The 24792-nt window shown below is 67.5% G+C and carries 24 protein-coding genes; 12 read left to right on the top strand and 12 right to left on the bottom strand.

Annotated elements, in window-relative coordinates:
• Positions 1-6 precede the first annotated feature (6 nt).
• The 4 genes from AC07OC_RS16735 to AC07OC_RS16720 all read right to left on the bottom strand — a co-directional run bounded on the left by AC07OC_RS16735 (position 7) and on the right by AC07OC_RS16720 (position 5406).
• Positions 7-864 carry a branched-chain amino acid ABC transporter permease gene (locus AC07OC_RS16735; protein ID WP_218339835.1) on the bottom strand — a complete coding sequence of 286 codons (858 nt, stop codon included), beginning with the start codon at positions 862-864 and terminating at the stop codon, positions 7-9.
• Positions 865-897: 33 nt separating this feature from the next.
• Positions 898-2121, bottom strand: a complete 1224-nt coding sequence (locus tag AC07OC_RS16730) for an ABC transporter substrate-binding protein (protein ID WP_255591075.1) — start codon at positions 2119-2121, stop codon at positions 898-900.
• A 96-nt stretch (positions 2122-2217) separates the two neighbouring features.
• Entirely contained in the window at positions 2218-3720 is a 1503-nt protein-coding gene (locus tag AC07OC_RS16725; protein WP_218339837.1) for an aldehyde dehydrogenase family protein, read from the bottom strand.
• A 105-nt stretch (positions 3721-3825) separates the two neighbouring features.
• Positions 3826-5406, bottom strand: a complete 1581-nt coding sequence (locus AC07OC_RS16720) for a GMC family oxidoreductase (RefSeq protein ID WP_218339838.1) — start codon at positions 5404-5406, stop codon at positions 3826-3828.
• 157 nt (positions 5407-5563) lie between these two features.
• Here AC07OC_RS16720 and AC07OC_RS16715 point away from each other — a divergent pair, with 157 nt between their 5' ends.
• From AC07OC_RS16715 to AC07OC_RS16690, 6 genes are all read left to right on the top strand, one after another.
• On the top strand, positions 5564-6355 hold the full coding sequence (locus AC07OC_RS16715) for an SDR family NAD(P)-dependent oxidoreductase (protein ID WP_218339947.1): 792 nt from the start codon (positions 5564-5566) through the stop codon (positions 6353-6355).
• Between the two features lie 11 nt (positions 6356-6366).
• Positions 6367-7167, top strand: coding sequence for a MoaF C-terminal domain-containing protein (locus tag AC07OC_RS16710; RefSeq protein ID WP_218339839.1), 801 nt, complete (start codon positions 6367-6369; stop codon positions 7165-7167).
• 12 nt (positions 7168-7179) lie between these two features.
• Positions 7180-7569, top strand: coding sequence for a nuclear transport factor 2 family protein (locus tag AC07OC_RS16705; RefSeq protein WP_218339840.1), 390 nt, complete (start codon positions 7180-7182; stop codon positions 7567-7569).
• A gap of 37 nt (positions 7570-7606) precedes the next feature.
• Complete coding sequence (locus AC07OC_RS16700; protein WP_218339841.1) at positions 7607-7816, top strand: hypothetical protein; 210 nt, start codon at positions 7607-7609, stop codon at positions 7814-7816.
• Positions 7813-8952, top strand: coding sequence for an McrC family protein (locus tag AC07OC_RS16695; RefSeq protein ID WP_218339842.1), 1140 nt, complete (start codon positions 7813-7815; stop codon positions 8950-8952). Before AC07OC_RS16700 ends, AC07OC_RS16695 begins: the two co-directional genes overlap by 4 nt.
• Positions 8953-9501: 549 nt before the next feature.
• Entirely contained in the window at positions 9502-9837 is a 336-nt protein-coding gene (locus AC07OC_RS16690; RefSeq protein ID WP_218339843.1) for a hypothetical protein, read from the top strand.
• Positions 9838-9965: 128 nt separating this feature from the next.
• On the opposite strand, the gene glmS is transcribed toward AC07OC_RS16690, so the two are convergent.
• A complete protein-coding gene (glmS, locus tag AC07OC_RS16685) occupies positions 9966-11873 on the bottom strand; it encodes a glutamine--fructose-6-phosphate transaminase (isomerizing) (protein WP_218339844.1) in 1908 nt (635 codons plus the stop codon).
• A gap of 139 nt (positions 11874-12012) precedes the next feature.
• Here glmS and AC07OC_RS16680 point away from each other — a divergent pair, with 139 nt between their 5' ends.
• Both AC07OC_RS16680 and AC07OC_RS16675 read left to right on the top strand, forming a co-directional pair.
• On the top strand, positions 12013-12501 hold the full coding sequence (locus AC07OC_RS16680; protein ID WP_218339845.1) for an Lrp/AsnC family transcriptional regulator: 489 nt from the start codon (positions 12013-12015) through the stop codon (positions 12499-12501).
• 195 nt (positions 12502-12696) lie between these two features.
• Positions 12697-13755 carry a diguanylate cyclase gene (locus tag AC07OC_RS16675; protein ID WP_218339846.1) on the top strand — a complete coding sequence of 353 codons (1059 nt, stop codon included), beginning with the start codon at positions 12697-12699 and terminating at the stop codon, positions 13753-13755.
• 16 nt (positions 13756-13771) lie between these two features.
• Here AC07OC_RS16675 and AC07OC_RS16670 read toward each other — a convergent pair whose 3' ends face one another.
• From AC07OC_RS16670 to AC07OC_RS16660, 3 genes are all read right to left on the bottom strand, one after another.
• Complete coding sequence (locus AC07OC_RS16670; RefSeq protein ID WP_218339847.1) at positions 13772-14614, bottom strand: sensor histidine kinase; 843 nt, start codon at positions 14612-14614, stop codon at positions 13772-13774.
• On the bottom strand, positions 14611-16041 hold the full coding sequence (glmU, locus tag AC07OC_RS16665) for a bifunctional UDP-N-acetylglucosamine diphosphorylase/glucosamine-1-phosphate N-acetyltransferase GlmU (RefSeq protein ID WP_494601758.1): 1431 nt from the start codon (positions 16039-16041) through the stop codon (positions 14611-14613). The genes AC07OC_RS16670 and glmU overlap by 4 nt, the downstream gene beginning before the upstream one ends.
• A 92-nt stretch (positions 16042-16133) precedes the next feature.
• Positions 16134-16892 (bottom strand): Crp/Fnr family transcriptional regulator, encoded by a 759-nt coding sequence (locus AC07OC_RS16660; RefSeq protein WP_218296228.1) that lies wholly within the window; start codon positions 16890-16892, stop codon positions 16134-16136.
• Between the two features lie 149 nt (positions 16893-17041).
• On the opposite strand from AC07OC_RS16660, the gene AC07OC_RS16655 reads away from it, so the two are divergent.
• A complete protein-coding gene (locus AC07OC_RS16655; RefSeq protein ID WP_218296229.1) occupies positions 17042-17440 on the top strand; it encodes a BLUF domain-containing protein in 399 nt (132 codons plus the stop codon).
• A 51-nt stretch (positions 17441-17491) separates the two neighbouring features.
• Here AC07OC_RS16655 and fabF read toward each other — a convergent pair whose 3' ends face one another.
• Entirely contained in the window at positions 17492-18766 is a 1275-nt protein-coding gene (gene fabF, locus AC07OC_RS16650) for a beta-ketoacyl-ACP synthase II (protein ID WP_218339849.1), read from the bottom strand.
• A gap of 229 nt (positions 18767-18995) precedes the next feature.
• Between fabF and AC07OC_RS16645 the strand changes: the two genes are divergently transcribed.
• The gene (locus AC07OC_RS16645; RefSeq protein WP_218339850.1) at positions 18996-19592 is read left to right on the top strand and encodes a TetR/AcrR family transcriptional regulator; all 597 of its coding nucleotides are present in this window, start codon (positions 18996-18998) and stop codon (positions 19590-19592) included.
• A gap of 136 nt (positions 19593-19728) precedes the next feature.
• On the opposite strand, the gene AC07OC_RS16640 is transcribed toward AC07OC_RS16645, so the two are convergent.
• Positions 19729-20109, bottom strand: a complete 381-nt coding sequence (locus AC07OC_RS16640) for a DUF2917 domain-containing protein (protein ID WP_218296231.1) — start codon at positions 20107-20109, stop codon at positions 19729-19731.
• A gap of 105 nt (positions 20110-20214) precedes the next feature.
• Positions 20215-20754 carry a DUF2917 domain-containing protein gene (locus AC07OC_RS16635; RefSeq protein WP_218339851.1) on the bottom strand — a complete coding sequence of 180 codons (540 nt, stop codon included), beginning with the start codon at positions 20752-20754 and terminating at the stop codon, positions 20215-20217.
• A gap of 132 nt (positions 20755-20886) precedes the next feature.
• Here AC07OC_RS16635 and AC07OC_RS16630 point away from each other — a divergent pair, with 132 nt between their 5' ends.
• Complete coding sequence (locus AC07OC_RS16630; protein WP_218296233.1) at positions 20887-21882, top strand: LysR substrate-binding domain-containing protein; 996 nt, start codon at positions 20887-20889, stop codon at positions 21880-21882.
• Positions 21883-21980: 98 nt separating this feature from the next.
• Here AC07OC_RS16630 and tyrS read toward each other — a convergent pair whose 3' ends face one another.
• A complete protein-coding gene (tyrS, locus tag AC07OC_RS16625; RefSeq protein ID WP_218339852.1) occupies positions 21981-23213 on the bottom strand; it encodes a tyrosine--tRNA ligase in 1233 nt (410 codons plus the stop codon).
• Between the two features lie 202 nt (positions 23214-23415).
• On the opposite strand from tyrS, the gene AC07OC_RS16620 reads away from it, so the two are divergent.
• A complete protein-coding gene (locus AC07OC_RS16620) occupies positions 23416-24783 on the top strand; it encodes a M23 family metallopeptidase (protein WP_218339853.1) in 1368 nt (455 codons plus the stop codon).
• Positions 24784-24792 lie beyond the last annotated feature (9 nt).

The following is a 24792-nucleotide window of genomic DNA, read 5'->3' as shown; positions in this document are numbered from 1 at the left end:
TCATGCCTAGGCCATACGGGTGTTCGATTGATGGAAAGCGATCATCAGCAGCGCGACCAGAAAGGGGGTGGCGCTGCGGAAGGCGGCCAGGCCGGGGACCACGATGGCCAGTGCCTCCAGCACGCCGATCAGAATGCCCCCCACCACCGTGGCGGGCAGCGACTCCAGCCGGCCGATGATGGCGGCGGCAAACGCAGGAATCACCAGAAAGGTCAGCAGCGTGGCCTGCAGGCGCACAATGTTGGCCAGCAACAGGCCACACACGCCCGCGAAGGCGCCGCTGAGCACCCAGGCCACCGTGTCCACCTGCAGCACACGGATGCCCAGCAGCGCGCTCAGGTCGCGATCGTTGGCCAGCGCCCGCATCTTCAGTCCGACCCGCGTGCGCGCCAGCAGCAGGCCGATGCCCGCCATCATCGCCACCGCCAGGGCCAGGCCCATGACCCGGGTGTAGGTCAGGCGCACATCGGCCAGCTCCAGCGCGCCCGCATCGGTGGGCAGCACCAGGCGCCGGGGCTGTTCGCCCCAGAACCACTCGGTCAAGCCCAGCACCACCAGCGCAAAGCCCAGGGTGCCGATGCTGCGGATGGTCGGATTGCGCTGCGCCAGGCGCGGCGCGATCAGGCGACCATAGGCCAGAGACAGCAGCATGGCCACCACCACGCTGGCGGCCCAGGCCAGCGCCTGGGGCCAACCGGCCTCCAGCATCGACCAGGCGACATAGGCCCCCAGCGCACCGAGTGCACCAAACGCAAAGTTCAGCACCCCGGACGAGCGGTACAGCACCACCAGCCCCACCCCGGACAGCGCGTAGACCGCGCCCACACCGAGGCCGGAGATGACAAAAGGCAATAAGTCAGGCATGGCAAGCGATCCTGGTCACATCACGGCACGGTGTTACTTCAGACCGATCTTTTTCTCGTCGGCGCGCACGTCGGCCAGCTCCGGGTCGTCGGCCATCAAGCAGCCCTTGGAGACGGTGGCAAAGCCGTTGCCATCGACCACCACCATGGGTCCCGCGTTGTTGGCGTTGTGGCGGCTGCCTGCGCCCACATAGAAGGGGTTGCAGAGGATGTCGCTGCGGAAGTCACCGACCTTGCGCAGCGCGTCGGTGACGGAGGCGCGGTCAATCTTCTTGGGGTCCAGCTTGAGCAACGTCTCTGTCAGCAGCCGGGCCGCCAGGTAGCCGGCCTGCGAGAAGGTGTCGCGCGGGTCGGTCTTGGCGCCATGCGAGTTCATGACGGCCTGCCAGTTCAGGTTGTCGGGGCCCTTGGACTCCAGCGGGTTGAACTCCAGGTTGACGGCAAAGTTCTTGTTCCAGTACGGGCCAATGGCCTTGGGCACATCGGCGCTGTAGGCCGGCGCGGCAGACACAAAGTGGATCTTCCTGCCCAGGTTCTGCTGCTCGGCTGCGGCCAGCATGGGCACGAGGATGCCCTTGGGCACGTTCATGATGATGGTGTCGGGCTTCTTGGAAGCCGCCTGCAGCATCACCGAGGTGGCATCGGCCGAGCCCGGGTCAATAGCGATGGTCTCGACCTGGACGCCATTCGCCTTGCCCCAGGCCTTGGGCCCTTCGCAGGCCCAGTTGCCCAAGCTGGGGATGTTGGGAATGATGCAGACCATCTTCTTGCTCTTGTAGGCCTGCGCGGCATACATCGCGGCAATGGTGGCGCTGACGCGTGGGCCGGAGTTGATCGGCACATAGTTCTTCGCGTTGAAGCACTCGCGCGGCACGCCAGTGCCGGCCACCACCATCACGCCCTCGTCGGAATACATCTTGGCGTTGGCGCCGCATTCGACAAAGCTGGTGTTGCCTGCCAGCGCCACCACCTTGCGGTCCTTCACGAGCTTGCTGGCCACCTGCGCGGCCGCCTCGGGGTTCCACTGGTCATCGGCAACGATGTACTCAACCGGGCGGCCATGGATGCCGCCGTTCTCATTCACGCACTTGAAATAGGCCGCCGCCGCCTGCGCCGACGAGCTGAAATCGTCCGGCCCCGTCTTGCCGACCACGGCCCCGATGGCGATGGGCTCGCCCTCGGCTTTCTTGCCATTGCCCAGGCCGCACTTGGACTGTGCGAAGGCGCCCGAGGACGCGAAGGCTGCGGCCAGCGCCATGGCCGACAACGTGGTGATGCGATGGATGTTCTTCATGGTGTTTGTCTCCTGTGGTTGTTGCTACGGACTCGATGGCAGGGCCTGGGCGTTCTTTGCTCAAACGGCCATGCACACACTCTTCACTTCGGTGAACCCTTCGACGGCCGCACGCCCGAGGTCGCGCCCGGTCCCGGATTGCTTGATACCGCCCAGGGGCAGTCCGGCGTCCAGCACGTTGTGCGCGTTCACCCACACCACGCCCGCCTGCAGGCGGGGCACGATGCGGTGGGCATGGGACAGACTCTGCGTCCACAGGCTGGCGGCCAGCCCGTAGGGGGTGTCGTTGGCGGCGGCGATGGCGTCTTCCACATCGTCGAAAGGTGCCACCGCCAGCACGGGGCCGAACACCTCTTCCCGCACCACGCGCATCTGCGCCGTGGTGTCGGCAAAAATCGTGGGCTGCACAAAGCAACCGGCGTCGAGCACCCGCGCACCGCCCGCCACCAGCGTGGCGCCCTCGGCCTTGGCCGACGCGATGTAGTTCATCACGCGTGCAAAGTGGGTCTTGGAGGTCAGCGGGCCGAACTGCGTGGCCGCATCAAAGCCGGAGCCAATCTTCATGCCCTCGGCAATGCCAGCCAGCTCGTCCAGCACGCGGCGGTACAGGCTGCGGTGCACCAGCAGGCGCGAGCTGGCGGTGCACACCTGGCCCTGGTGGAAAAAGATGCCCATGGCAATGCCCTGCGCCACCTGCGAGGGGTCGGCGTCCTCCATCACCACGGCCGGGCTCTTGCCGCCCAGCTCCAGCGTGAAGCGCGCCATGTGCTCCACGGCCGCGTGCCCCACCACCTTGCCCACCGCAGTGGAACCAGTGAAGCTGAGCTTGCGCACGCCTGAGTGGGCGATAAGCGCCGCACCAGCGGTGGCACCGCGCCCGCATACCACGTTCAGCACCCCTTCGGGGATGCCGGCCTCCAGCGCCAGGTGCGCCAGGCGCAGGGCCGTGAGCGGCGTGTCTTCCGAGGGCTTGAGCACCACGGTGCAGCCTGCGGCCAGCGCAGGCGCGATCTTCCACAGCGCAATCGCCAGCGGGAAGTTCCAGGGCACGATGGCCCCCACCACGCCCACGGGTTCGCGGCGCGTGTAGGTCACCCATTGCGGGCCGGGAATGGGGATGGAGTTGTCGAGCGTCTGGCCTTCGAGCTTGGTGGCCCAGCCGGCCATGTAACGCACGAACTCGGCACCGGCCTGCACGTCAATCGCCCGCGCAACCGCTTGCAGCTTGCCGCTTTGCAATGTCTCCAGCGCGCTCAATTCGTCGGCGTGGCGCTCGATCAGCTCCGACAGTTTGAACAGCAGCTTCTCGCGGTCTGCGGGGCGCAGGCCGCGCCAGGCGCTGCTGCTGAACGCGCGCTGGGCGCTGGCCACTGCCAGGTCAACATCGGCCGCATCACTGTCGGGCGCCTCGGCCACCACCATCTCGGTGGCCGGGTCGGTCACGGGCAGCCAGCGGCCCGACAGCGCCGGGCCACTCACACCGCCGATGACGTTGCCGACGCGGCGCTCGGACAGGAACTTTGCGCCTTGGAGCTGCTGGTTGGAAAGATCAAATGGATTCATAGTGTGTGGCGGTGTGGGGGCTGCAAAGAGAGAAGTTCAGTCTAGGCAGCACAAGCCTTGCGCCCTTGCCCCAGAGCGCAGCCCGTGTTGCCTGTGCGCGCAAGTTCAAGCGGCCTGCAACACAAAATCGGCGCAGCGCTCGGCCAGCATGATGGTGGGCGCGTTGGTGTTGCCCGAGGGCAGCGTGGGCATCACCGAGGCATCGCACACGCGCAGCCCCGCCACGCCCCGCACGCGCAGCTGCGTATCCACCACCGACGCAGCCTCGCCCCCCATGCGGCAGGTGCCTGCGGGGTGGTAGACAGTCTTGGCGTGAGAGCGCACATGGGCCTCGATCTGCGCATCGCTGAGCGTGGCCGCAGCGCCGGGCAGCAGCTCGTGCTCAACCACGTCCGCCAGCGCTGGCGCGCGCAAGATCCTGCGCGCCAGCTTCACGCCGCGCACTAGCGTGTCCACATCGGCCTGCGCGCGCAGCGCCCCCGCATCGAACAGGATGGGCTGCGCCGGATCGGGGCTGCGCAGCGCCACCGAGCCACGCGACTGCGGGCGCAGAAAGCAGGGGTTGATCGACAGACCATGGCCTGGCAGAGGTTCGCGCTCCATATCGCCCACCAGCACCGGCAGCACATGAAACTGCACGTCGGGGCGGCCCGTGCCCAGGGTGTCCACAAACCCGCCGGACTCCACAACATTCGAGGTGAGCAGCCCGCTGCGCAGCAGCTGCCATTGCAGCCCGTGGCGCAGCGCGCGCAGCCCCCGGTCCTGCCCCAGCAGGCTGATGGGCCGGCGCGTGCGCGCATAGACGCTCACCTCCAGATGGTCCTGGTAGTTCTGCCCCACACCCGGGCTGTCGGCGTGCACCGGGATGCCCAGCCGATGCAGGTCCTCCCCCGGGCCGATACCCGACAGCATGAGCAGCTTGGGCGAGGCCAGTGCCCCTGCACTGAGCAGCACGTCCCGCGCACAACGCACCTGCTGCAGCTGCCCTGCCTCCAAGAACTCGACGCCCACGGCGCGCCCGGCCTCCACCAGAATGCGGCGCACCTGCACGCCCGTGCGCACGGCCAGACGTTTGTCGCGCCGCACCGCCGCCAGGTAGGTTGCAGCCGTGGAGCCACGCTCGCCCCGGAAGGTGGTGGACTGATAAAAGCCCACCCCGGCCTGCGTGGCCCCGTTGAAGTCGGGATTGGCGGGCAGGCCGGCCTGCTGCGCGGCGGCCACGAAGGCTGCGCTGAGTGGGTGGCGAAAGCGCGGCTCGCTGACCTTGAGCGGCCCGTCGCGCCCGTGCAGGGGCCCTTCATACCGCTCGTTGGACTCTGCCCGCACAAAGGCGGGCAGCACGTCGCTCCAGCCCCAGCCCGTGCAGCCAGCGTCGCGCCAGCTGTCGTAGTCCGCAGCCTGGCCGCGTATGTACACCATCGCATTGAGCGAGCTGCCGCCCCCCAGCATGCGCCCCTGCGGCACATGCATCCGGCGCCCGTCGGCATGGGGCTGGGGTTCGCTGGTGTAGTCCCAGGAGCGCTCGGTGCCGATGACCCGCACGAACGCGGCGGGCATGCGCACGAAGGGGTGCTCGTGTGTCGGCCCGGCCTCCAGCAGCAACACGCGCCGCCCCGCACGCACCAGGCGGTACGCCAACACACAACCGGCGGAGCCGGCACCAATGAGGATGTGATCGAAGTTCATGGCGGCCAGTGTGGCCAGACCCTTGCGCGCCGTAAACGCCCGATGCGGCCCCGTGCGTTGCCGGTCAACAGTTTGTGCGCTGACAGCGAACCGGGCTGCGAGGAGGCGTTACTAGACTCGATCCGTTCCAACTCACGGAGGTGTTCAGTCCATGTCAATCAACGAGTTCGAAGGCAAGGTGGCCTTCATCACCGGTGGCGGCACCGGCATCGGCGCCGCGGTAGCGCAGCAGTTCGTGGCAGCCGGAGGGCGCGTGGTGCTCATGGGCCGCCGGCGGGGGCCCCTGCTCGCCGTGGCCGAGCCGATCGGCGGGCTGGTGGTGGCCGGCGATGCCGCCAATGCGCAGGACGTGCGCGCCGCTCTGGCCGAGGCGCGCGCGCACTTTGGCGGCATCGATGTGCTGGTGGCCAATGCGGGCGGTCATGGCGTGGGCGAGCTCACTGCCACCGACGATGAGGCCTGGCACATGGCCACCCGCCTGAACCTGGACACTGCCTTTGTCTGCGCCCGCGAACTGATGCCCGGGCTGATCGAACGGCGCGGCAACGTGGTTGTGCTCTCGTCCCTCGCCGGCCACTTCGCGGGGCCCGGAGTGGTGGGCTATGTGACGATGAAGCACGCGCTCATCGGCTTCACGCGCTCGCTGGCACGGGACTACGGCCGACACGGCGTGCGCACCAACGCGGTCTGCCCCGGCTGGGTGCGCACCGCGATGGCCGATGAGCAGATGCAGGTGCTCATAGAAAAGCACCAACTCGCTGATGTCGATGCCGCCTATGCGCTGGTGGCGCGCGACGTACCACTGGGCCGCGCGGCCGAGCCCCGCGAGGTGGCCGATGCCGTGCTCTACCTCGCTTCCCCTCGCGCGAGCATGGTCAACGGAACCTTCCTGATGGTGGATGGCGGTGCCTCTGCCGTTGACCTCCCCACCATTGCCTTCACCCACTGAAAGCTCCTCCCATGACTCAGCTTGCATCCCAGACCCCCACCCCTGCCGGGTGGAAAACCTACGATCAGTTCGCCGCGGGCATCGCCACCAACCGGCTGCCGCAGAGCGAGGCCCTGCAGGGCCAGGCGCTGCACATCGACCTGCCTGCGCGCACCCTCCGTCTGCACTTCCCGCAACCGCATCAGGTAGCCTGGACGGACACCGTGCACGGCGAAGGCCGCGACACCTGCGAAGCCGTCGAGGTGGCGCCCGGCACCTTCTTCATCGACATCAGCTTTGCGGCGCGCCCGCTGTCGGCACTGACGGTGATCGTGAATCTGCACACCCGCCGTGTGCTGGCCATTGAATGCCGCGTGCGCAGCCCCGAAGAAGCCGGCGCCGAGCCCCGCGTAGCCCAGGACTTCCTGGTGGGTACTCTGGAGGGCGGGCCGGCCAGCGGCTTCGTGCCGCAGCCAAGCCGTGACCTGATCGGCCTGCGTACCTGGCAGACCTATAGCCCCAACCACACCTACGAGCACATCTACCTCAGCTCCGAGCGCTACTGCTGGCAGTGCCTGGTGGGCGTGCAGCGCGGGCACGGGGACGTGGACATGGCGACCTACTACCAGTTCGACGAGCAGCAGTACATCTTCACCTTCCGCGAGTTCCTGATCCCGGTCGCATCGGTGTTCTTCTTCAACTTCGACAGCCAGCGCTCGACCGGCAAGTTCCTCGGCCTAGCAGGGGACGGCTCGGTCGCCAACAACCCTGCCGGGGCCTTCATGCAGATCGCATCCACCACCAGCTACCCGCCCTCCCACACTCCCATCTGAGCCGAGCCCACCATGCCAAGCAACTACGAGATCATCCAGGCCCACTACGCCGCCTCTGACCGCAAAGACATCGCGGGCATGATGGCCCATGTTTCCCCCGACGCCCGCTGGACGGAGATGGCAGGCTTCCCCTGCGCAGGCACCTGGGTCGGACCCCAGCAGGTCATCGACAATGTGTTTGCCGTTCTGGGCGCTGCCTGGGAGGACTACCGCTTTGAGCTGGAGCTCCTGATCGACGGCGGCGACCACGTCGTGGGCGTGGGGGACTACCGCGGTACCTACCGAGCGACCGGCAAGCCCATGCATGCCCGGGTAGTGCACGTGTGGCAACTCAGAGATCAGCAGGTGGTTGCGTTCGAGCAGTTCACCGACACGCTACCTATACACCGCGCTATGGTGTGACCGTAGGACTACAGCCCTAGCAGCTCACAAGCCCGATATGTACTTCACTAACCAGAAGGCCAAGCAGGACCATCAATTCGTGCATGAAATCGGCCGCGAGGAGGACCTGCTGGCCCTCTTCGGCCGCGAGCACGAGCTGGATCAGTACGCGATTCGTTCTCGCTACCAGTTGAACGCGGCCGCGCTCGATCAGCCGGATGCCTACGTAGGCATCTATGCGGCCAAACCTGCCGTGGCCGCCAGATGAATTCCCTGACGATCTTTGAGTTCGACAAGGTCGTTGAAGCAAAGGCCGGAGCGGTCGGACCCGCTGTGCCCAGGCGTGTCTTCGCTTGGCTGGACATGCAGTCCCTGCGAAATGACGACGAAGCCCCTGGCTGGCTCAAGCCGACCCAACTGAGCGGCCAGCGGGCCATTCAGGTCACCAGCTATGTGGGCGTCATTCGTGCCCCATGCGGATTCCAGATCGAGGTACTGCCAAAGATCGGAAGGGATACCTCGCCTGAAGAAGCGCGCGCGCTCCTTATCGAGATGTTGAAGTGCCTAGCCGGGTTTCGGCACATCAAGACAGCCAACGCGGAGTTGGTCGCTGAGCGCATGCCCCTCCTGGAGGTGTTCATCCAGCAGTTCCTGTTGGCCGTCAGTTCGCTGGTTAAGCGCGGTCTGCGCAGTGACTATGTCGCGCGACAAGACAACCTCTTTGCGCTTCGTGGCCGGTTGTTGGTGGCACGGCAGATCACCCAGAATCTGGTCAGGCGTGACCGGTTCTTTACCGAGCATGACGAGTTTTCACAGGACCGCGCAGAGAACCGCCTTATTCATACTGCGCTCCGCCATGTGCTCACACTGTGCCGATCGCAGGAGAGCCAGCGTGTCGCACGTGAACTCAGCTTTGTCTTTTCTGATGTTCCGCTGTCAGTCGATGTTGCCCAAGACATTCAGCGAATTAGGCTGGATCGAGGCATGGGCTACTACGAGTCTGCACTGGACTGGGCGAAGCTGATCCTGCAGGGTCTCAGCCCCATCTCTGGGATGGGAAAGCATTATGCCCCGTCGCTGCTGTTCCCCATGGAAGCGGTGTTCGAGGCCTATGTCGAGAAGCACTTGGCAAGGCAGTTGCGCGCTGACTTCGTCTTGAAGGCACAGGCAAGCAGCCAGCACCTCGTTGCGCATGATGATCAGCAATGGTTCCGCTTGAAGCCCGACCTGTTGGTAAAGCAAAAGCAAAACACGCACCTAGTTCTGGATACGAAGTGGAAGTTGCTTGATACGGAAAAGAAGAACGGGCGCGATAAATATCAACTCAGCCAGTCCGACTTCTATCAGCTATACGCCTATGGCCACCACTACCTGGACGGTGCCGGGGACATCGTACTGATCTAGCCGTTGCCCGACTCGAATTTCGCTAGTCGGCGCTCGACCAGACAATCGATCCAATCCACACCACCAATGCTGCTGCGCCAGGTCGCAAGCGTCCGTACGTCGCCAACCTTCATTGGCTCGTCATTGCCAGCGATCGAAATAACAATGAACCAGCCCAACACTTCCGCAACCTCCTCGCCATCGGAAGTGCGACACCGATGGTCAATGCCTACCCGCACATCAAGGGCAGAAGACGTGCTATTTTCTTCCTATGAAGCCGGACAAGAAATTTCCAGGGCAAGCAGCTCAATCTGGGCCATCAAGTGGCTGCGGGCAGAGCCCTCTGCTCAACACGCAGTTGCACATGCGTTTGATGCTTGAAGGCGGTGCAAGGCCGTCGACACTTGCGTCAGCGATGGAGGCACTGGCACGCATCCGTGAGAAGCGAGATGCGCAGGCCCGGCGCAGCATGTAATGAAATCAACAACTTACAGCAGCCGCAATTGCGGGACTTCGCCGCAACTCACCACAAAGCGCGGTGGCTTGTGAGAGCTTGAGGTTTTTGAAGCCATGTTTTCGCCCCGCGATCTCGACCTGAAGAGTTTGGCGCTACACAAGCTGGTCGCGCAGAAAATGCGCTCGGACCCGTCGCTTTTCTTGAAGGCGTGGAACAACCTCGAACGCCTGGCAGATCGGCACGGCGGTAGTCCCGATCTGTACGCAACAGCTTGGCTTGCTGTATTCGATCAAGGCCTCGACGAGGCCCTCGCTGTCGCGACGTCGGACACGGAGCGGGGGCAGTCCATGCGGTCGAGCTCCCCATTTGCGAACATTTTGAGTGAGAGTGAGCGTCTTGGTTTTCTCAAGGCGTGGGCATCTCGAATCCCGCGAGGATGCGCCCTGTAAGAGCGTCGTGCCGCCAAGTCCCCAAATTCCGGAGTTACAAGTAAGCGACGCCAGGGGAATTCGCGACGGAGTTTATTTCTGCTCGACGGACCTTATTCCCCCCGATCACGCTTCGGCCCCCCCCGCACTCACTCCACCGTCACGCTCTTCGCGAGGTTCCGGGGCTTGTCCACATCCGTCCCCCGCGCGCAGGCCGTGTGATACGCCAGCAGCTGCAGCGGCACCACGTGCAGCAGCGGGCTCAAGGGCCCGTAGTGCTCGGGCATGCGGATCACGTGGATGCCCTCGCTGCTCTCGATGCGGGTGTCGGCATCGGCCAGCACGTAGAGCACGCCCGCGCGGGCGCGCACTTCCTGCATGTTGCTCTTGAGCTTTTCCAGCAGCGCATCGTTGGGGGCCACGGTGACCACGGGCATGGCGCTGGTGACCAGGGCCAGGGGGCCGTGTTTGAGTTCGCCCGCCGGGTAGGCCTCGGCGTGGATGTAGCTGATTTCCTTGAGCTTGAGCGCGCCTTCGAGCGCGATGGGATAGTGCAGGCCCCGGCCCAGGAAGAGCGCGTTCTCCATGCGCGCGAAGTCTTCGGCCCAGCTGATGAGCTGCGGCTCCAGCGCCAGCACGGCCTGCAGGGCCACGGGCAGGTGGCGCATGGCCTTGAGGTGGGCGGTTTCCTGCGCTTCGGTCAGGCGCCCCTTGGATTGGGCCAGTGCCAGCGTCAGCAGGAACAGGCCGGCCAGCTGCGTGGTGAAGGCCTTGGTGCTGGCCACGCCGATCTCCACGCCCGCGCGCGTGATGTAGGCCAGCTTGCATTCACGCACCATGGCGCTGGTGGCCACGTTGCAGATGGTGAGCGTGTGCGCCATGCCCAGGCTTTGCGCATGGCGCAGGGCGGCCAGGGTATCGGCGGTTTCTCCGCTCTGGCTGATGGTGACGACCAGCGTGCGCGGGTTGGGCACGCTGGTGCGGTAGCGGTACTCGCTGGCCACCTCGACCTGGGTGGGAATCCCGGCGATCTCCTCGAGCCAGTACTTGGCCGTGCAGCCGCTGTAGTAGCTGGTGCCGCAAGCCAGGATCAACACGCTGTCGATCTCCTTGAACACGCGCCAGGCGGCAGCGCCGGGCTGGCCGTGCTGGCCCGCGCCATCGAACAGCTCAGGCACGATGCCCTCCACGCCTTCGAGCGTGTCGGCGATGGCGCGCGGCTGTTCGAAGATTTCCTTTTGCATGTAGTGGCGGTAGGGGCCCAGCTCGGCCGCGCCGCTGTGGGCCAGCACGGTGCGCACGGGGCGCTGCGCCGGGGTGAGCGCCTCGCGGCCCTTGCCCACGACCCAGTAGCGGCCCAGCTGCAGGTCCACCAGGTCGCCCTCTTCCAGGTACACGATCTGGTCGGTGACGCCCGCCAGGGCCATGGCGTCACTGGCCAGGAAGTGTTCTGAGCCATCCTTGCCCACGCCCAGGATCAGCGGCGAACCCGCGCGTGCGCCCACCACGCGGTGGGGTTCGTCCTTGTGCATCACGGCGATGGCGTAGGCGCCGTGCAACTGGGCAACCGTGGCCTGCACGGCATCGAACAGGTCGCCGCTGTAGTGGCTGTCCACCAGGTGGGCGATGACCTCGGTGTCGGTCTGGCTGGTGAACACGTAGCCGCGCGCCTGCAAGGCGGCGCGCAGCTCCTCGTGGTTCTCGATGATGCCGTTGTGCACCAGCGCCACGCGGCCCGGGGTGCCCGCCGCATCGCCCGCGCCGTGGCTGAAATGGGGGTGGGCGTTGTGCACTTCCGGTGCCCCGTGCGTGGCCCAGCGGGTGTGGGCAATGCCGGTGGCGCCATCCACATGGTCGGCCTGCACCTGTTCAAGCAGTTCGGCCACGCGGGCCGTGCTGCGCGCGCGCTGCAGGCCGGCGGGGCGTGCCGCGTCCAGGCTGGAAGCGTGCACGGCCACGCCGCAAGAGTCATAGCCCCGGTATTCGAGCCGCTGCAGGCCCTGCACGAGGATGGGAACGATGTTGCGCGTGGAGACCGCGCCGACGATGCCGCACATGGTGGTTGCCCTGGTTGGAAAGCGATGGGGGCGATGGTAGGCGGCACAGCAAGAAATTAATGATTGATATTCATCTTTTTTTGGACTTTAATTTCACCATCAATCATTGATGAAATTTTCAATCAATTTTACTTAAAAAATGGAATCCATAGCACTCGATCTCGTGGATCTGCAGCTGCTCAACCTCCTGCAAACCGACGCCGCGCAAAGCAACCAGTCCCTGGCCGAGCGGGTGCATGTCTCCCCGCCCACCTGCCTGCGCCGGGTCAAGCGCCTGCAGGATGCCGGGCTCATCGAGCGGCAGGTCGCCATCCTGCAGCCTGACCGGCTGGCCGCCCTCCAGGGCCACGGGCTGGCGTGCATCGTCGAGGTGTCGCTGGACCGGCAGGGGGCCGAGCAGCTCGACGCGTTCGAGGCCCGCGCGGTGGCGGACGCCGCCGTGCAGCAGTGCTGGCGGGTTTCGCCGGGGCCGGACTTCGTGCTGGTGGTGCACACGCGGGACATGCCCGGCTATCTGGCGCTGTCGCAGCGCCTTTTCACCGGCGACGCCAATGTGCGCAACGTCAAGGCTTTTTTCGCCACCCGCAGGGCAAAATTTGATACAAAAGTGCCGCTATCGCTGGATTGACAAGCGCTATAAGCTATATTTTTCATAGCAACCGCCTGCTTGGCGCATCCCCCGCCAGTTCCCCCGCTGGGCGCCATGCCTTGCTGGCCTCTTGCCCCGCGGCAAGGTAAGCTGCCCCAGACTTCCACCCTCCAGCCCGCCGGGCTTCGCGCGGTACCGCATGCCGGCGGGTCCGCCAGATGCACACCAGGACCCATGCCCACACCCGAACGCCAGATGCCCCGCCGTATCTACCCGCTCCGGGTCCTGGGCATGGGGCTGGGCGGGATGGTGGTGGGCGTGGTGCTGTGGGAGCGCCAGGCCTCGTTCCCGGCCTGGGCGGCGCTGGTGCTGGCCGCCCTCGTCTGGCCCCATGGGGCCTACCTGCTCGCGCGGCGCAGCGCCGACCCCTACCGCGCTGAAATCCGCAACCTGCTTGCCGACTCGGCCATGACGGCCGCGCTGGTGCCGCTGATGCACTTCAACCTGCTGCCCAGCGCGCTGCTGGTCACGCTGACGATGGTGGACAAGATCACCACCGGCATCGGCGGGCTCTGGGTCCGGTCCATCCCGGTGATGCTCGCGGCCGGTGTGGCCAGCACGGTGGCCACCGGCATGCACTGGGCGCCCGAGACCTCCATGCGGGTGATCGTGGCGTGCCTGCCGGTGATGATGCTGCATACGCTGTCGGTCAGCGTGGTGAGCTACCGGCTGATCCGCAAGACCGCGCGGCAGAACCAGCAGCTGGACGAGCTGCGCCGCGTGGACTCGCTGACCGGCCTGTACCGGCGCGGCCACTGGGAGGAACAGGCCGAGGCCGCATTGCGCCACCACCACGCGACCGGCGAACCGGCCTGCATGCTGATGATGGACATCGACCACTTCAAGCACATCAACGACGCCCACGGCCACACCGTGGGCGATGAGGCGCTGCGGGCGCTGGCCCATGTGGTGCGGGGCAATGTGCGCTCTGGCGACTGCGCGGGCCGCTACGGCGGCGACGAGTTCGCCATCATCCTGCCCGGGCTGCAGGCCCGGGACGCGATGGCCATCGCCCAGCGCATCCGCGAGCAGACCGAGGGCACGCGCCTGCGCAACCTGCCGCAGCTGCGCTTTACCAGCAGCATCGGCGTGGCCCCTGCCCAGCGCGGCCACGCCAGCGTGCGCGAATGGACCGATGCGGCCGACGCCGCGCTCTACGCCGCCAAGAACGCCGGGCGCAACCGCGTCTCGGGCGGCCCGGACGCTGCCGCGCCACTGGTGCCCGCCGCGTAGCGCCGGGCCCGCGGCCTCAGGCGCGCGATGGCGCGGCAACGGCAGCAACAGCCGCCGAGCCCGGCCACGCCACCCGCACCGTGCAGCCCGCCCCGGGCAATGCGGTGGCCGTGAGGGCGCCCCCGTGGCGCTGCGCGATGGCCTGGCACAGCGCCAGCCCCGCGCCCACGCCCTCGAACTCGCTCTCGCGGTGCAGGCGATGGAACACGCCGAACAGGCCGTCGGCGCGCGCAGGATCGAAGCCCGTGCCGTTGTCCTGCACGGTGAACACGACCTGCCCCGCCTGCGCCGCCGCGGGGTCGGATTCGGCCTGCACCGCGATGCACGGCCGCGCGCTGTGGCGCGTGAACTTGAGGGCATTGCCCAGCAATTGCACCAGCAGCTCCTGCAGCAGGGCGGGGTCGGCCTGCAGCGTGGGCAGGCGGGTGGCATCCGCGGTACGCCAGTCGATGGCGCGGCCCGCCTCGGCGGAGGCCAGGGCGGCACGCGCCCGGACCACGGCGTCCGCCAGCGGCACCGGCTGCAGGTTCAGCGGCGCCCGCTGGGCACGCGCCAGCGCGAGCAGGCCGTCGATCATCATCCCCATGCGCCGCGCGGACTGGTCCATGGTGCCCAGAAAACGCAGCGCCTCCTGCACCGCAGCCGACTGCGCGACGTCCGGCGGCAGGTCGCCCAGCACCTCGCGCACCAGCGTGCCGTACGAGGTCACGTGCCGCAGCGGCGCGCGCAGGTCGTGCGAGACGGCGCGCAGAAACTCTTCCTGCGCCGCCGCCATGCCGGCCACCTGCTGCTGGCTGCGTGCCAGCTCGGCGCGCAACAGCTGCAGCTCCTGCCCGGCAGTGGCGTCGGAGGGTGTCATGGCCTGGGCAGCTTGGCGGGGCGCGCCCAGTTGGCGATGCTCACCTGCTTGCCGCGCGCCACGCTGAGGGCGCCCGGGGCCGTGCTCTTGGTGATGGTGCTGCCGCCGCCCACGGTGCCGCCCGCGCCAATGGTGACGGGCGCCACCAGCACGCAGTTGCTGCCCACGTGCACGTCGGCCTCGATCACCGTGCGGTGCTTGTTGGCGCCGTCGTAGTTGGCGGTGATGGCGCCCGCGCCGTAGTTCACGCGCTCGCCCACCGTGGCATCGCCCAGGTAGGCCAGGTGGTTGGCCTTGGCGCCGTCGGCCAGGGTGCTGTTCTTCACCTCGACGAAATTGCCGATGTGCACTTCGCGGCCCAGCTGCGCGCCGGGGCGCAGGCGGGCGAACGGGCCGATCAGCGCACCCTCGCCCACCGTGGCGCCTGCCTTTTCGCCGTCGATGTGGGTGAAGGGATGGACCACCGCGCCCGCAGCGATGCGCGCGTTGGCGATGCAGCAGTGGGCGCCGATGCTCACGCCCTCGCCCAGCTCCACGCGGCCGGTGAAGACGCAGTTCACGTCGATCTCCACGTCCTGCCCGCACACCAGCTCGCCGCGCGCGCCGGTGCGGGTGTCGTCGCGCACATCGAACCGCGCGGGGTCGGCCAGGCGCACGCCCTGCTCCATCAAGGCCCGGGCTTGGCGCAACTGGTGCGCACGCTCCAGCTCGGCCAGCTGCAGCGGGCTGTTCACGCCCGCCACCTGCAGCGCATCGGTGATGCGGTGGGCCGCCACGGGCACGCCATCGGCCACGGCCATCGCGACGATGTCGGTGAGGTAGTACTCGCCCTGCGCGTTGTCATTGGTCAGGCGGGCCAGCCAGCCGCGCAGCAGGCGCGCGGGCACGGCCATGATGCCGCTGTAGACCTCGGTGATGGCGCGCTGGGCCTCGCTCGCGTCCTTGTGTTCGACGATGCCCCGCACCCGGCCCTGGCCATCGCGCACGATGCGGCCGTAGCCCGTGGGATCGGGCAGCGTGACGGTGAGCAGCGCGAGCTGCCCGCCGGCCGAGGCCGCGACAAGCGCGCGCAGCGTGTCGGCCTGCGTGAGCGGCACGTCCCCCGACAGCACGACCGCCGTGCCGTCGTCGCGCAGGTGCGGCACGGCCTGCAGCACCGCGTGGCCGGTGCCGAGCTGGGGTTCCTGGCGCACGAATTTCACATCCAAAGTACCCCCAGCGCTTGCTGTGCCTGCGCTGGCAGCTTCCACTTCTGTAGCACCATGGCCGGTGATGACGATGGCGCTGCGCGCCTGCAGGTGCGCCGCCTGGTCGAGCACGTGGTGCAGCAGCGGGCGCCCGGCCAGGCGCTGCAGCACCTTGGGAAGCCGGCTTTTCATGCGCGTGCCCTTGCCGGCCGCCATGATGAGGATGTCGAGTTGCGTCATGGATCTTCTGGGGGAGATTCGATACCGGGCGGGAAGCCCCGCGCAGGCTGGGCCACGATTATCGGGTGCGCCCGCCCGTGCCGGGCAATCCGCTACAGCAGCGGCATCAGGCGGGGCGGCCTGTCGTAGTACTCGGCGATGCGCGCGAGCGCCCGGGTGTTGAGCAGGCGCAGCCGCCCGTTCCTGATTTCATGCAGGCCCAGGGTGGCCAGCCGCCGCAGGGTCTTGTTGGTGTGCACCAGCGACAGCCCGAGCGCATCCGCGATGTGCTGCTGGTTCAGCGGAAACGCCACGGTGCCGTCGGCCTCCACCAGCCCGATGCGGTCCAGCCGCCGGTACAGGTGCATCAGCAGCATGGCCACGCGTTCGGTGGCGTTGCGGCGGCCGGCGGTCAGCAGGTTGTCGTCCACATGGCCCTCCTCGTGCGCCGACAGCCAGGTGATGTCGTAGCCCAGGCGCGGGTGCTCGCGAAACAACGCCCACAGGCTGTCGTTCTGGAACACGCACAGCGCGCAGTCGGTGAGCGCCTCGATGCCATGGGTGGACACCTCGCCAAACTCCTGCTGCAGCCCCACCAGGTCACCCGGCAGCAGGAAGTTCAGGATCTGGCGGCGCCCGTCGCTCAGCGTCTTGTAGCGAAATGCCCAGCCCGCATACAGCGTGAACAGCCTGGCATTGACCTCGTTCTCGCGCACCAGCGCGCCACCGGCCTCCACGGCCAGGGTGGTGGTGCGAAAGCCTTCTATGAAGTCCAGCACCTCGGGCTTGACCGCCGTGAATGCCCCCGTTGCGCGCAGCCTGCATTCATGGCAGGTGGGCGGGCAGGCATGGGTGGGCAGGCTGGGGTTCATGGCGTGACGGAGGGTGGGGAGATTTTAGGGACTGCGGCCGGCATTCCAAGGGCTCCACGATGCCACGGCCCCGCCCGGTGGCGCGATAGTTACATGTATGTCTTTTGACATTGCACAACCACCGGGCGCTCCCTACATTGGGATCGTCTATGAAACCCAGCCCCGACCTCTACGAAGTGCTCTACGTGAGCACCCTCGCACCCGACCAACCCACCAGCGTGGTGGCCGAGGTCGCCGGGCGCGCGCGCCTGGTGAACGCGCAGCTTGACATCACGGGGCTGCTGATCTTCGACGGCCAGCGCTTCTGCCAGCAGCTGGAAGGCCCGCAGAAGGCCGTGCTCAAGCTCATCGAGCGCATCCGCAACGACCCCCGCCACATCAACGTCGAGGTGCTGCACAACGGCCCGCTGGCGGCGCGCCGCTTCCAGCAGTTCAGCCTGGCCTTCAGCACGGTGGAGGACGTGGATGCGCTCGCGCGCATGGAACGGCTCGACGGCGAAGCAGCGCTGGCCGCGTTCGAGTCCATGCGCAGCCAGCTCGTCCTCTGACACGCGCCCACGCGCCGGCCCCCATGGGCCCCTGCGGGGGCTGAAGCCGCGTCATGCGGCGTCCGGCCAGCGCCGCAGCAGCAGGCTGGCGTTCACCCCGCCGAAACCAAACCCGTTGAGCATGGCGTGCGTGAGCGCCATCGGCCGGGGCCGCAACGCCACCATGTCCAGCCCCTCGGCCAGCGCATCGGGCGTGTGCAGGTTCAGCGTGCCCGGCACCACCTGGTCGCGCAGCGCCAGCGCGGTGAAGATGGCCGCCACCGCTCCCGCCGCCCCCAGCAGATGGCCGGTGGCCGACTTGGTGGAGCTGATGGCCACCTGCGCCCCCGCGCCAAACACCCGGCGGATGGCGGCCAGCTCGCCCCGGTCGCCCACACCCGTGGACGTGGCGTGCGCGTTCAGGTGCTGCACGTCCTGGGCCGTGAGGCCTGCCTGCGCCAGGGCGGCCCACATGCTGCGCGCGGCGCCGTCACCGTCTTCGGGGCCGGAGGTGATGTGGTACGCGTCGGCCGACGTGCCGTAGCCCACCAGCTCGGCCAGCGGCCGCGCGCCGCGCGCGAGGGCATGGTCCAGCGCCTCGATCACCAGCATGCCCGCGCCCTCGCCCATCACGAAACCGTCGCGCTGCGCGTCAAACGGCCGCGAGGCCTGCTCGGGCGTGTCGTTGAACGCCGTGCCCAGGGCCTTGGCCGCCGCAAAGCCGCCCAGGCTCACGCGGTCAATGGCCGCCTCGCTGCCCCCGCACACGGCCACGTCGGCCTCGCCGCTACGGATCAGGCGCGCGGCATCGCCAATCGCCTGCACGCTGGCGGCGCAGGCGGTGACCGGCGCACCCAGCGGCCCCTTGAGCCCGTGGCGGATCGACACCTGCCCCGCCGCCAGATTGACCAGGAACGACGGCACCGTGAACGGCGACAAGCGCTGCGGGCCGCGCGTATCCGTGGTGCGCACGGCCTCGGCAATCGCGCCAAAACCACCAATGCCCGAGGCGATCACCGTGGCCGTGCGCTCGCGCGCCCGCTCATCGGCAGGCGGCCAGCCGGCCTGCGCCAGCGCCTGCTGCGCCGCGCCCAGCGCAAAGGGGATGAAGCGGTCCATCTTGCGCTGGTCCTTGGACGAGACGACGGCATCCACGTCCCAGCCACCTTCGGGGTCTTGAGCGACATCCGGCACCTGCCCCGCCACCTTGGCGGCAATGCCGTCCGTGACAGCGTCCGGCAGGCGCGACAGGCCCGAGCGCCCCGCCAGCAAGCGCCGCCACACCAGTTCCACACCGCAGCCCAGCGGCGACACCAGGCCCATGCCCGTGACCACGACGCGCCGCATCAGGCCACCGCCTTGTCGCAGCACACACCATTCCACACCTCGGCACCACGGCCGCCATGGATCATCTTCTTCATGGATTCACCTCGTCAGACAGATTGGGCGCAGCACCAGGAACCGGTTCCAGGGCACTGCGGCGACGCACGGAAACGATCCGCGCCTTTATGATTGCAGCCGTCATCATAAAGTCATCACCACTTTTTGCGTACGATCGCAATCAATAAGAGGCAGCATGAAGGTTTCCAAAGCACAAGCCGCAGAGAACCGGCAGGGCATCCTCGACGCGGCCTCCCGCCTGTACCGCGAGCGGGGGCTGACCGGCGTGGGCGTGGCCGACATCACGCGCGACGCGGGGCTCACCCATGGCGGGCTGTACCGGCATTTCGCCTCGAAGGACGCGCTGGTGCAAGAGGCCTGTGCGCGGGCGTTCGACTGGTCCATCGCCCCGCTGGACGGAGCCACCCCGAACACCACCATCGGCGAGCGCATAAAGAGCTACCTCTCGCCCCAGCACCGCGACTCGCCGGGCACCGGTTGCCCGGCCGCCGCGCTGGCGGTGGACGCCGCCCGGTCCGGCAGCGAGCTGTCAGAAGTGTTTGCCCAGGGCATCGAGCGCAACATCGGGCGTTTTGCGCAGCTGCTCTGCGGTGGTGACGCCACCGTGCAGCCCCAAGACCGCGCCCGCGCCATGCAGGTGCTGGCCACCATGGTCGGCGGGCTGGTGCTGGCCCGCGCCACCGCCGCGGCGCGGCCGGCGTTGTCGGATGAAATATTGACGACGTTGCAGGCCCAGTTGATCGGGCTGCTGGGCGACGGCGACGCACGCTGACAACCTGGCGCTCACCCATTGCTATCAAAAAAAGAGCTGCTGGCGCTTGATGGTCAAGCGCCAGCAGCTCTTTGAAGCTCTATTGCACACCCGAACACCGGCGGGGCAGGCCCCTCTCCGGATCAGGCCGGAGCCCTCAGGCGCAGCAGGCGGCGTCGCCCCAGGCGGGAGCCCCGTTGCCCACGGATGCGCGGCGCCACCACGATGCAGGGCGGGCACTGGCAGCCTCGCCGCGCACCCAGCGGTACTGCAGGCGGCGGCCGTTCAGGGGTTCCACCACCACCGACTGGCCCGCGGCGACCTGCAGCGACTGGCCGGCGCACAGGAACACATCGCTGCTGTCGCCCAGGCCCTTGCCCAGCGTCACCCAGGCCTGGCCTTCGGCGATGCGCAAGGTCATCGCGGCCCTGGGGACCAGGCTGACGGCGGCGCCAGCGGCCACGGTGCCGGCGCCAGCGGCCGAAGCGCCCACGGCGCGGGAAGATGCGAACAGATGAAGAGCGTGAGAGGTTGTCATGGCATTCTCCGGGTTAACCCTAGTAAGACCGTATGGTGCGCGGCTTGCAGAACAACGTCCAATGAAAAGCACGGCACCGATTGATGCTTTTCCTGCATGTAGTCCTCAAGCGGGCCTGCGCTGTCCCTGTGGCGCTATCCGATTGAGAGCAAAGCGAGCCAGGCCAGCAGCAAACCGCCCGCCCGCGCCCGTCACCTCCTCCAACGCAGCGCCCAGGGCACGTCCGCCCTGCCCCAGGGCATGCCCCAGGTCGCGCAGCGGCTGCACCACGCCACATTCCCAGTCGCGGGCGGCCAGGCTGTGGGGCAGGGTCGTCGCCGGGGCGGCCGCGCCATCCCAGTGGAAGGCCACGGGCTCGGTGCCACCGCCGGGGTTCCAGGCCTCCATCACCACATGCTGGCCGGGCGCGACAGCCAGCTGCTCGCCCGCCCGCAGCAGATGGTCGGCCGTGGCACCGGGCAGGTCCGCCAAAGACCCGCTCAGGGTGAGCCAGACCTGCCCCTGGGCAATCTGCAGCACGCCATGGGTGTGCGGGCGCAGCGACAGCGCCTGGCCCGTGGCCAGTTTCCAGCAACCGGCCGCAGATCGGCCAGCCAGGCTGGCGTGCACGGATTGTTGCGATTCCAGAACGTTGCGGGGGGACATGACAGGCTCCTTGGCTTCGATGAAAAGGTGTTTCGGAGACTGGATAGTGCGCTCGGCGGCACACACAGTCCAATGAAAACGCGGTACGCTATTCATTCCGCCAACGCATGAATCGCATCCAGGACACCTGCCATGGCCTCTGCCGAATACTCCCCTGCCGTCCTTCGCACCCGCCCCGTGGCCACCGGCCATTGGCGCGCCTTTCTCGCCGTGGCCAAGCACCTGAACTTCCGCGCCGCCGCCGACGAGCTGGCGCTCACCCAGTCCGCCGTGAGCCGCCAGATCCAGGCACTGGAAGAAGAAGTGGGCGTGGCGCTGTTCCTGCGCCACACGCGGGCGGTGGAGCTGACCAGCGCGGGCGCGCAGCTGCAGCGCGCCGTGGCCCCGGCGCTCGAGCGCATGGACGCCGCCGTGCGCCTGGTGCGCCAGACGGCCGGGCGCCGCAGCGTGGCCATCACCACCTGGGCCAGCTTCGCATCGATGTGGCTGATCCCGCGCATGGAGGAGTTCCAGCGCGACAACCCGGGCATCGACATCCGCATTGATGCGAGCGACGTGCCGGTGGACCTGGAAACCTCGGACGTGGACCTGGCCCTGCGCTACAGCATGCCGGGCGCGGGCACCCTGGGCGGACAGCGCCTGTTTGGCGAGCAGCTGGCCGTGGTGGCCAGCCCCTGGCTACTCAAGAGCGGCAAGCCCCTGCGCACGCCGGCCGATGTCACCCAGTTCACGCTGATCGAGGCGGGCGACGCGCACCGCAGCCAGCACCTGGAATGGCTCAGCTGGCGCCGCTGGTTCGACGCGCGGGATTTGGCCAAGCTGCAGCCCGAGCGCTGGCTGTATTTCAACTACGCCCACCAGATCGTGCAGGCCGCCCTCGCCGGCCAGGGCCTGGCGCTGGCGCGCATGCCGCTGATTGCCGATGCACTGGCCGCAGGCGACCTGGTGGAGGTGCTGCCCGGCCATCGCATCGACTCCCCGCTGGCCTACTGGCTCATGGTGGGGCCCCGCAGCGCGCAGCGGCCGGAGATCAAGGCGTTTTGCGCCTGGCTGCAGGTGCAGGCCCAGGCCACGCGCGAAGCGATCGGGGATGTGCCCGACCCGGACCTGAACGACAACCTGGACTGACCACAAAAAAAGCGCTGAACCCGGCTGGGTCAGCGCTTTTATTTTGATAGCTACTCGCGCTTATTCATCAAGCGCCAGCGGCCCATTCGACCTAAAAATCAGGCCAAGGTCACCCGTGCAAACTTGCGCTTGCCCACCTGCACCACGTAGGTGCCGGCGGCCAGCTTCAGGCCCTTGTCGCTGACCACGCTGCCATCCACCCGCACGCCGCCGCCGTCGATCAGGCGGTTGGCCTCGCTGCCGGACGGCGCCAGGTTGGCCTGCTTGAGCAAGGCACCGATGCCCAGCGGCGCACCCGACAGGGACACTTCGGGAATCTCATCGGGCACACCGCCCTTGCTGCGGTTGATGAAATCCTGCTCGGCCGCATCGGCCGCCGCAGCGCTGTGGAAGCGCGCGGTGATTTCCTTGGCCAGCATCACCTTCGCGTCCTTGGGGTTGCGCCCGCCCGCGATCTCGGCCTTGAGCGCGGCGATCTCGGCCAGGCTCTTGAACGACAGCAGCGTGTACCAGTCCCACATCAGCGTGTCGCTGATCGACAGCACCTTGGCGAACATGGTGTTGGGCTCTTCGGCAATGCCGATGTAGTTGTTCTTGGACTTGGACATCTTGTCCACGCCGTCCAGGCCCACCAGCAGCGGCATGGTGAGCACGCACTGCGGTTCCTGGCCGTATTCCTGCTGCAGGTGGCGGCCCATGAGCAGGTTGAACTTCTGGTCGGTGCCGCCCAGCTCCAGGTCGCTTTTCAGGGCCACCGAGTCGTAGCCCTGCATCAGCGGGTACAGAAACTCGTGCACCGCGATGGATTGGCCGGTGGTGAAGCGCTTGTGGAAATCGTCGCGCTCCATCATGCGCGCCACGGTGTACCGGGAGGCCAGCTGGATCATGCCGCTCGCGCCCAGGGGCTCGCTCCACTCGCTGTTGTAGCGGATCTCGGTGCGCGCGGGGTCCAGCACCATGCTGGCCTGCTTGTAATAGGTCTCGGCGTTCACCTTGATCTGCTCGGGCGTGAGCGGCGGGCGCGTGCTGTTGCGGCCGGAAGGGTCGCCGATCAGGCTCGTGAAGTCCCCGATCAGGAAGATCACCTGGTGGCCCAGATCTTGCAATTGCCGCATCTTGTTCAGCACCACCGTGTGGCCGATGTGGATGTCGGGTGCCGTGGGATCGAGTCCCAGTTTGATGCGCAGCGGCTGGCCCGTGGCCTCCGAGCGCGCCAGCTTCTTGACCCATTCGTCCTGCGGCAGCAGTTCCTGCACGCCGCGCAGCGAGATTTCAAGGGCCTGTCTTACACCATCAGAGACCGGGGTTGTTGTAACAGCAGATTGATTCATAAGGGTTTTTTGGGATGTCTAGACAGCATGCACCGCTATACTTCAGCCCACATTGCTTGAGGCGGATTCTAGTAGGCCCGCCGTTTCGACCTGTTTTCACGCTGTCGCATGGCCACATGCCTGGCAGCCTGTGTTCCTGGCCTCGCCCCGCCGTCGCAACGGGGGAGTTTCAGGAAGTCACGCTCACCCTGGGGATAGACCTTTGATTCACGGCCTCACTACGGTCCGCACCGCCAGCACCGCTTTGCTTGACCGGCTGTCCCGCACGATCCAACAACATCCCAAACGCATCACCGCCGCTGTCGCAGCCCTGCTGCTGACGGGCGGCGGCGGCGCGTTCGCCGTGGCGTCCTTCGCCCCCGACCCGGCCGAGCTGCCGGTGCGCATGGTGAGCTACCCCGTCGAATCGCTGGCCGAAAACCTCGTGCTGGGCGAGCTCGACGCCCCGGGCTTCTCGCTGTTCCGCTCCGAACAGGTGCGCAGCAGCGACACCCCCGAATCGCTGCTGCAGCGCCTGGGCGTGGCCGACCCGGCCGCCGCCGCGTTCATGCGCGGTGACACTCCTGTCCGACAAAATGTGCTCGGGCGCACCGGCCGTGCCGTGTCGGCCGAGACCACCGACGACCACCGCCTGACCCGCCTGACCGTGCGCTGGGTGCCCGACGACAGCGGCAGCTTCCGCCGGCTCATCGTCGAGCGCAACGGCGACAAATTCAGCTCCCGCATCGAAACCGCCAAGATGACGGTGGGCAGCCGCCTGGCGGGCGGCATCATCCACAGCTCGCTGTTCGCCGCCACCGATGCCTCCAACATCCCCGACGGCGTGGCCGTGCAGATGGCCGAACTCTTCTCGGGCAACATCGACTTTCGCCGTTCGCTGCGCAAGGGCGACCGCTTCTCGGTGGTGTATGAAACCCTGGAAGCCGACGGCGAGCCCCTGTCCAGCGGCCGGGTGCTGAGCGCCGAGTTCGTCAACAACGGCAAGACCCACCAGGCCCTGTGGTTCCAGGAGCCGGGCGCCGCCAAGGGCGCCTACTACACGCTCGACGGCGAGAGCATGCGCCGCGCCTACCTGACCTCGCCGGTCGAGTTCTCGCGCGTGACCAGCGGCTTCAAGATGCGCATGCACCCCATCCTGAAGACCTGGCGCGCTCACCTGGGCACCGATTTCGCGGCCCCCTCCGGCACCTCCGTGCGCACCGTGGGCGACGGCGTGGTCGAGTTTGCCGGCGTGCAGAACGGCTTTGGCAACGTGGTCTTCGTCAAGCACCGCAACCAGCACGTCACCGTGTACGCCCATCTGAGCCGCATCGACGTGCGCCAGGGCCAGTCCGTAGAACAGGGCCAGACGCTGGGCGCAGTGGGCGCCACCGGCTGGGCCACCGGCCCCCACCTGCATTTCGAATTCCGCGTGAACGGCGTGCACCAGGATCCGCAGACCATCGTCGCCCAGAGCGAAGCGGCGGCCCCCGTCTCGGCGGCCGGGCGACCCGCGTTCGAGCGCCTGGCGTCCAACATGCGCATCCAGCTGTCCGCTGCGGCGCTTGTCGAACAGGCCAGCGCAGACTGAGCCGCTGGC

Source organism: Acidovorax sp. GW821-FHT10E04 (assembly GCF_059415185.1).
The sequence above is the reverse complement of the archived record's forward strand: the minus strand, read 5'-3'. Positions and strand labels throughout refer to the sequence as shown.

Bases quoted from the DNA above. Each gene is read 5' to 3' on its own strand.
- AC07OC_RS16735 (WP_218339835.1), bottom strand. From the start codon at position 864: ATGCCTGACTTATTGCCTTTTGTCATCTCCGGCCTCGGTGTGGGCGCG.
- AC07OC_RS16730 (WP_255591075.1), bottom strand. From the start codon at position 2,121: ATGGCGCTGGCCGCAGCCTTCGCGTCCTCGGGCGCCTTCGCACAGTCC.
- AC07OC_RS16725 (WP_218339837.1), bottom strand. From the start codon at position 3,720: ATGAATCCATTTGATCTTTCCAACCAGCAGCTCCAAGGCGCAAAGTTC.
- AC07OC_RS16720 (WP_218339838.1), bottom strand. From the start codon at position 5,406: ATGAACTTCGATCACATCCTCATTGGTGCCGGCTCCGCCGGTTGTGTG.
- AC07OC_RS16710 (WP_218339839.1), top strand. From the start codon at position 6,367: ATGACTCAGCTTGCATCCCAGACCCCCACCCCTGCCGGGTGGAAAACC.
- AC07OC_RS16705 (WP_218339840.1), top strand. From the start codon at position 7,180: ATGCCAAGCAACTACGAGATCATCCAGGCCCACTACGCCGCCTCTGAC.
- AC07OC_RS16700 (WP_218339841.1), top strand. From the start codon at position 7,607: ATGTACTTCACTAACCAGAAGGCCAAGCAGGACCATCAATTCGTGCAT.
- AC07OC_RS16695 (WP_218339842.1), top strand. From the start codon at position 7,813: ATGAATTCCCTGACGATCTTTGAGTTCGACAAGGTCGTTGAAGCAAAG.
- AC07OC_RS16690 (WP_218339843.1), top strand. From the start codon at position 9,502: ATGTTTTCGCCCCGCGATCTCGACCTGAAGAGTTTGGCGCTACACAAG.
- glmS (WP_218339844.1), bottom strand. From the start codon at position 11,873: ATGTGCGGCATCGTCGGCGCGGTCTCCACGCGCAACATCGTTCCCATC.
- AC07OC_RS16680 (WP_218339845.1), top strand. From the start codon at position 12,013: ATGGAATCCATAGCACTCGATCTCGTGGATCTGCAGCTGCTCAACCTC.
- AC07OC_RS16675 (WP_218339846.1), top strand. From the start codon at position 12,697: ATGCCCACACCCGAACGCCAGATGCCCCGCCGTATCTACCCGCTCCGG.
- AC07OC_RS16670 (WP_218339847.1), bottom strand. From the start codon at position 14,614: ATGACACCCTCCGACGCCACTGCCGGGCAGGAGCTGCAGCTGTTGCGC.
- glmU (WP_494601758.1), bottom strand. From the start codon at position 16,041: ATGACGCAACTCGACATCCTCATCATGGCGGCCGGCAAGGGCACGCGC.
- AC07OC_RS16660 (WP_218296228.1), bottom strand. From the start codon at position 16,892: ATGAACCCCAGCCTGCCCACCCATGCCTGCCCGCCCACCTGCCATGAA.
- AC07OC_RS16655 (WP_218296229.1), top strand. From the start codon at position 17,042: ATGAAACCCAGCCCCGACCTCTACGAAGTGCTCTACGTGAGCACCCTC.
- fabF (WP_218339849.1), bottom strand. From the start codon at position 18,766: ATGCGGCGCGTCGTGGTCACGGGCATGGGCCTGGTGTCGCCGCTGGGC.
- AC07OC_RS16645 (WP_218339850.1), top strand. From the start codon at position 18,996: ATGAAGGTTTCCAAAGCACAAGCCGCAGAGAACCGGCAGGGCATCCTC.
- AC07OC_RS16640 (WP_218296231.1), bottom strand. From the start codon at position 20,109: ATGACAACCTCTCACGCTCTTCATCTGTTCGCATCTTCCCGCGCCGTG.
- AC07OC_RS16635 (WP_218339851.1), bottom strand. From the start codon at position 20,754: ATGTCCCCCCGCAACGTTCTGGAATCGCAACAATCCGTGCACGCCAGC.
- AC07OC_RS16630 (WP_218296233.1), top strand. From the start codon at position 20,887: ATGGCCTCTGCCGAATACTCCCCTGCCGTCCTTCGCACCCGCCCCGTG.
- tyrS (WP_218339852.1), bottom strand. From the start codon at position 23,213: ATGAATCAATCTGCTGTTACAACAACCCCGGTCTCTGATGGTGTAAGA.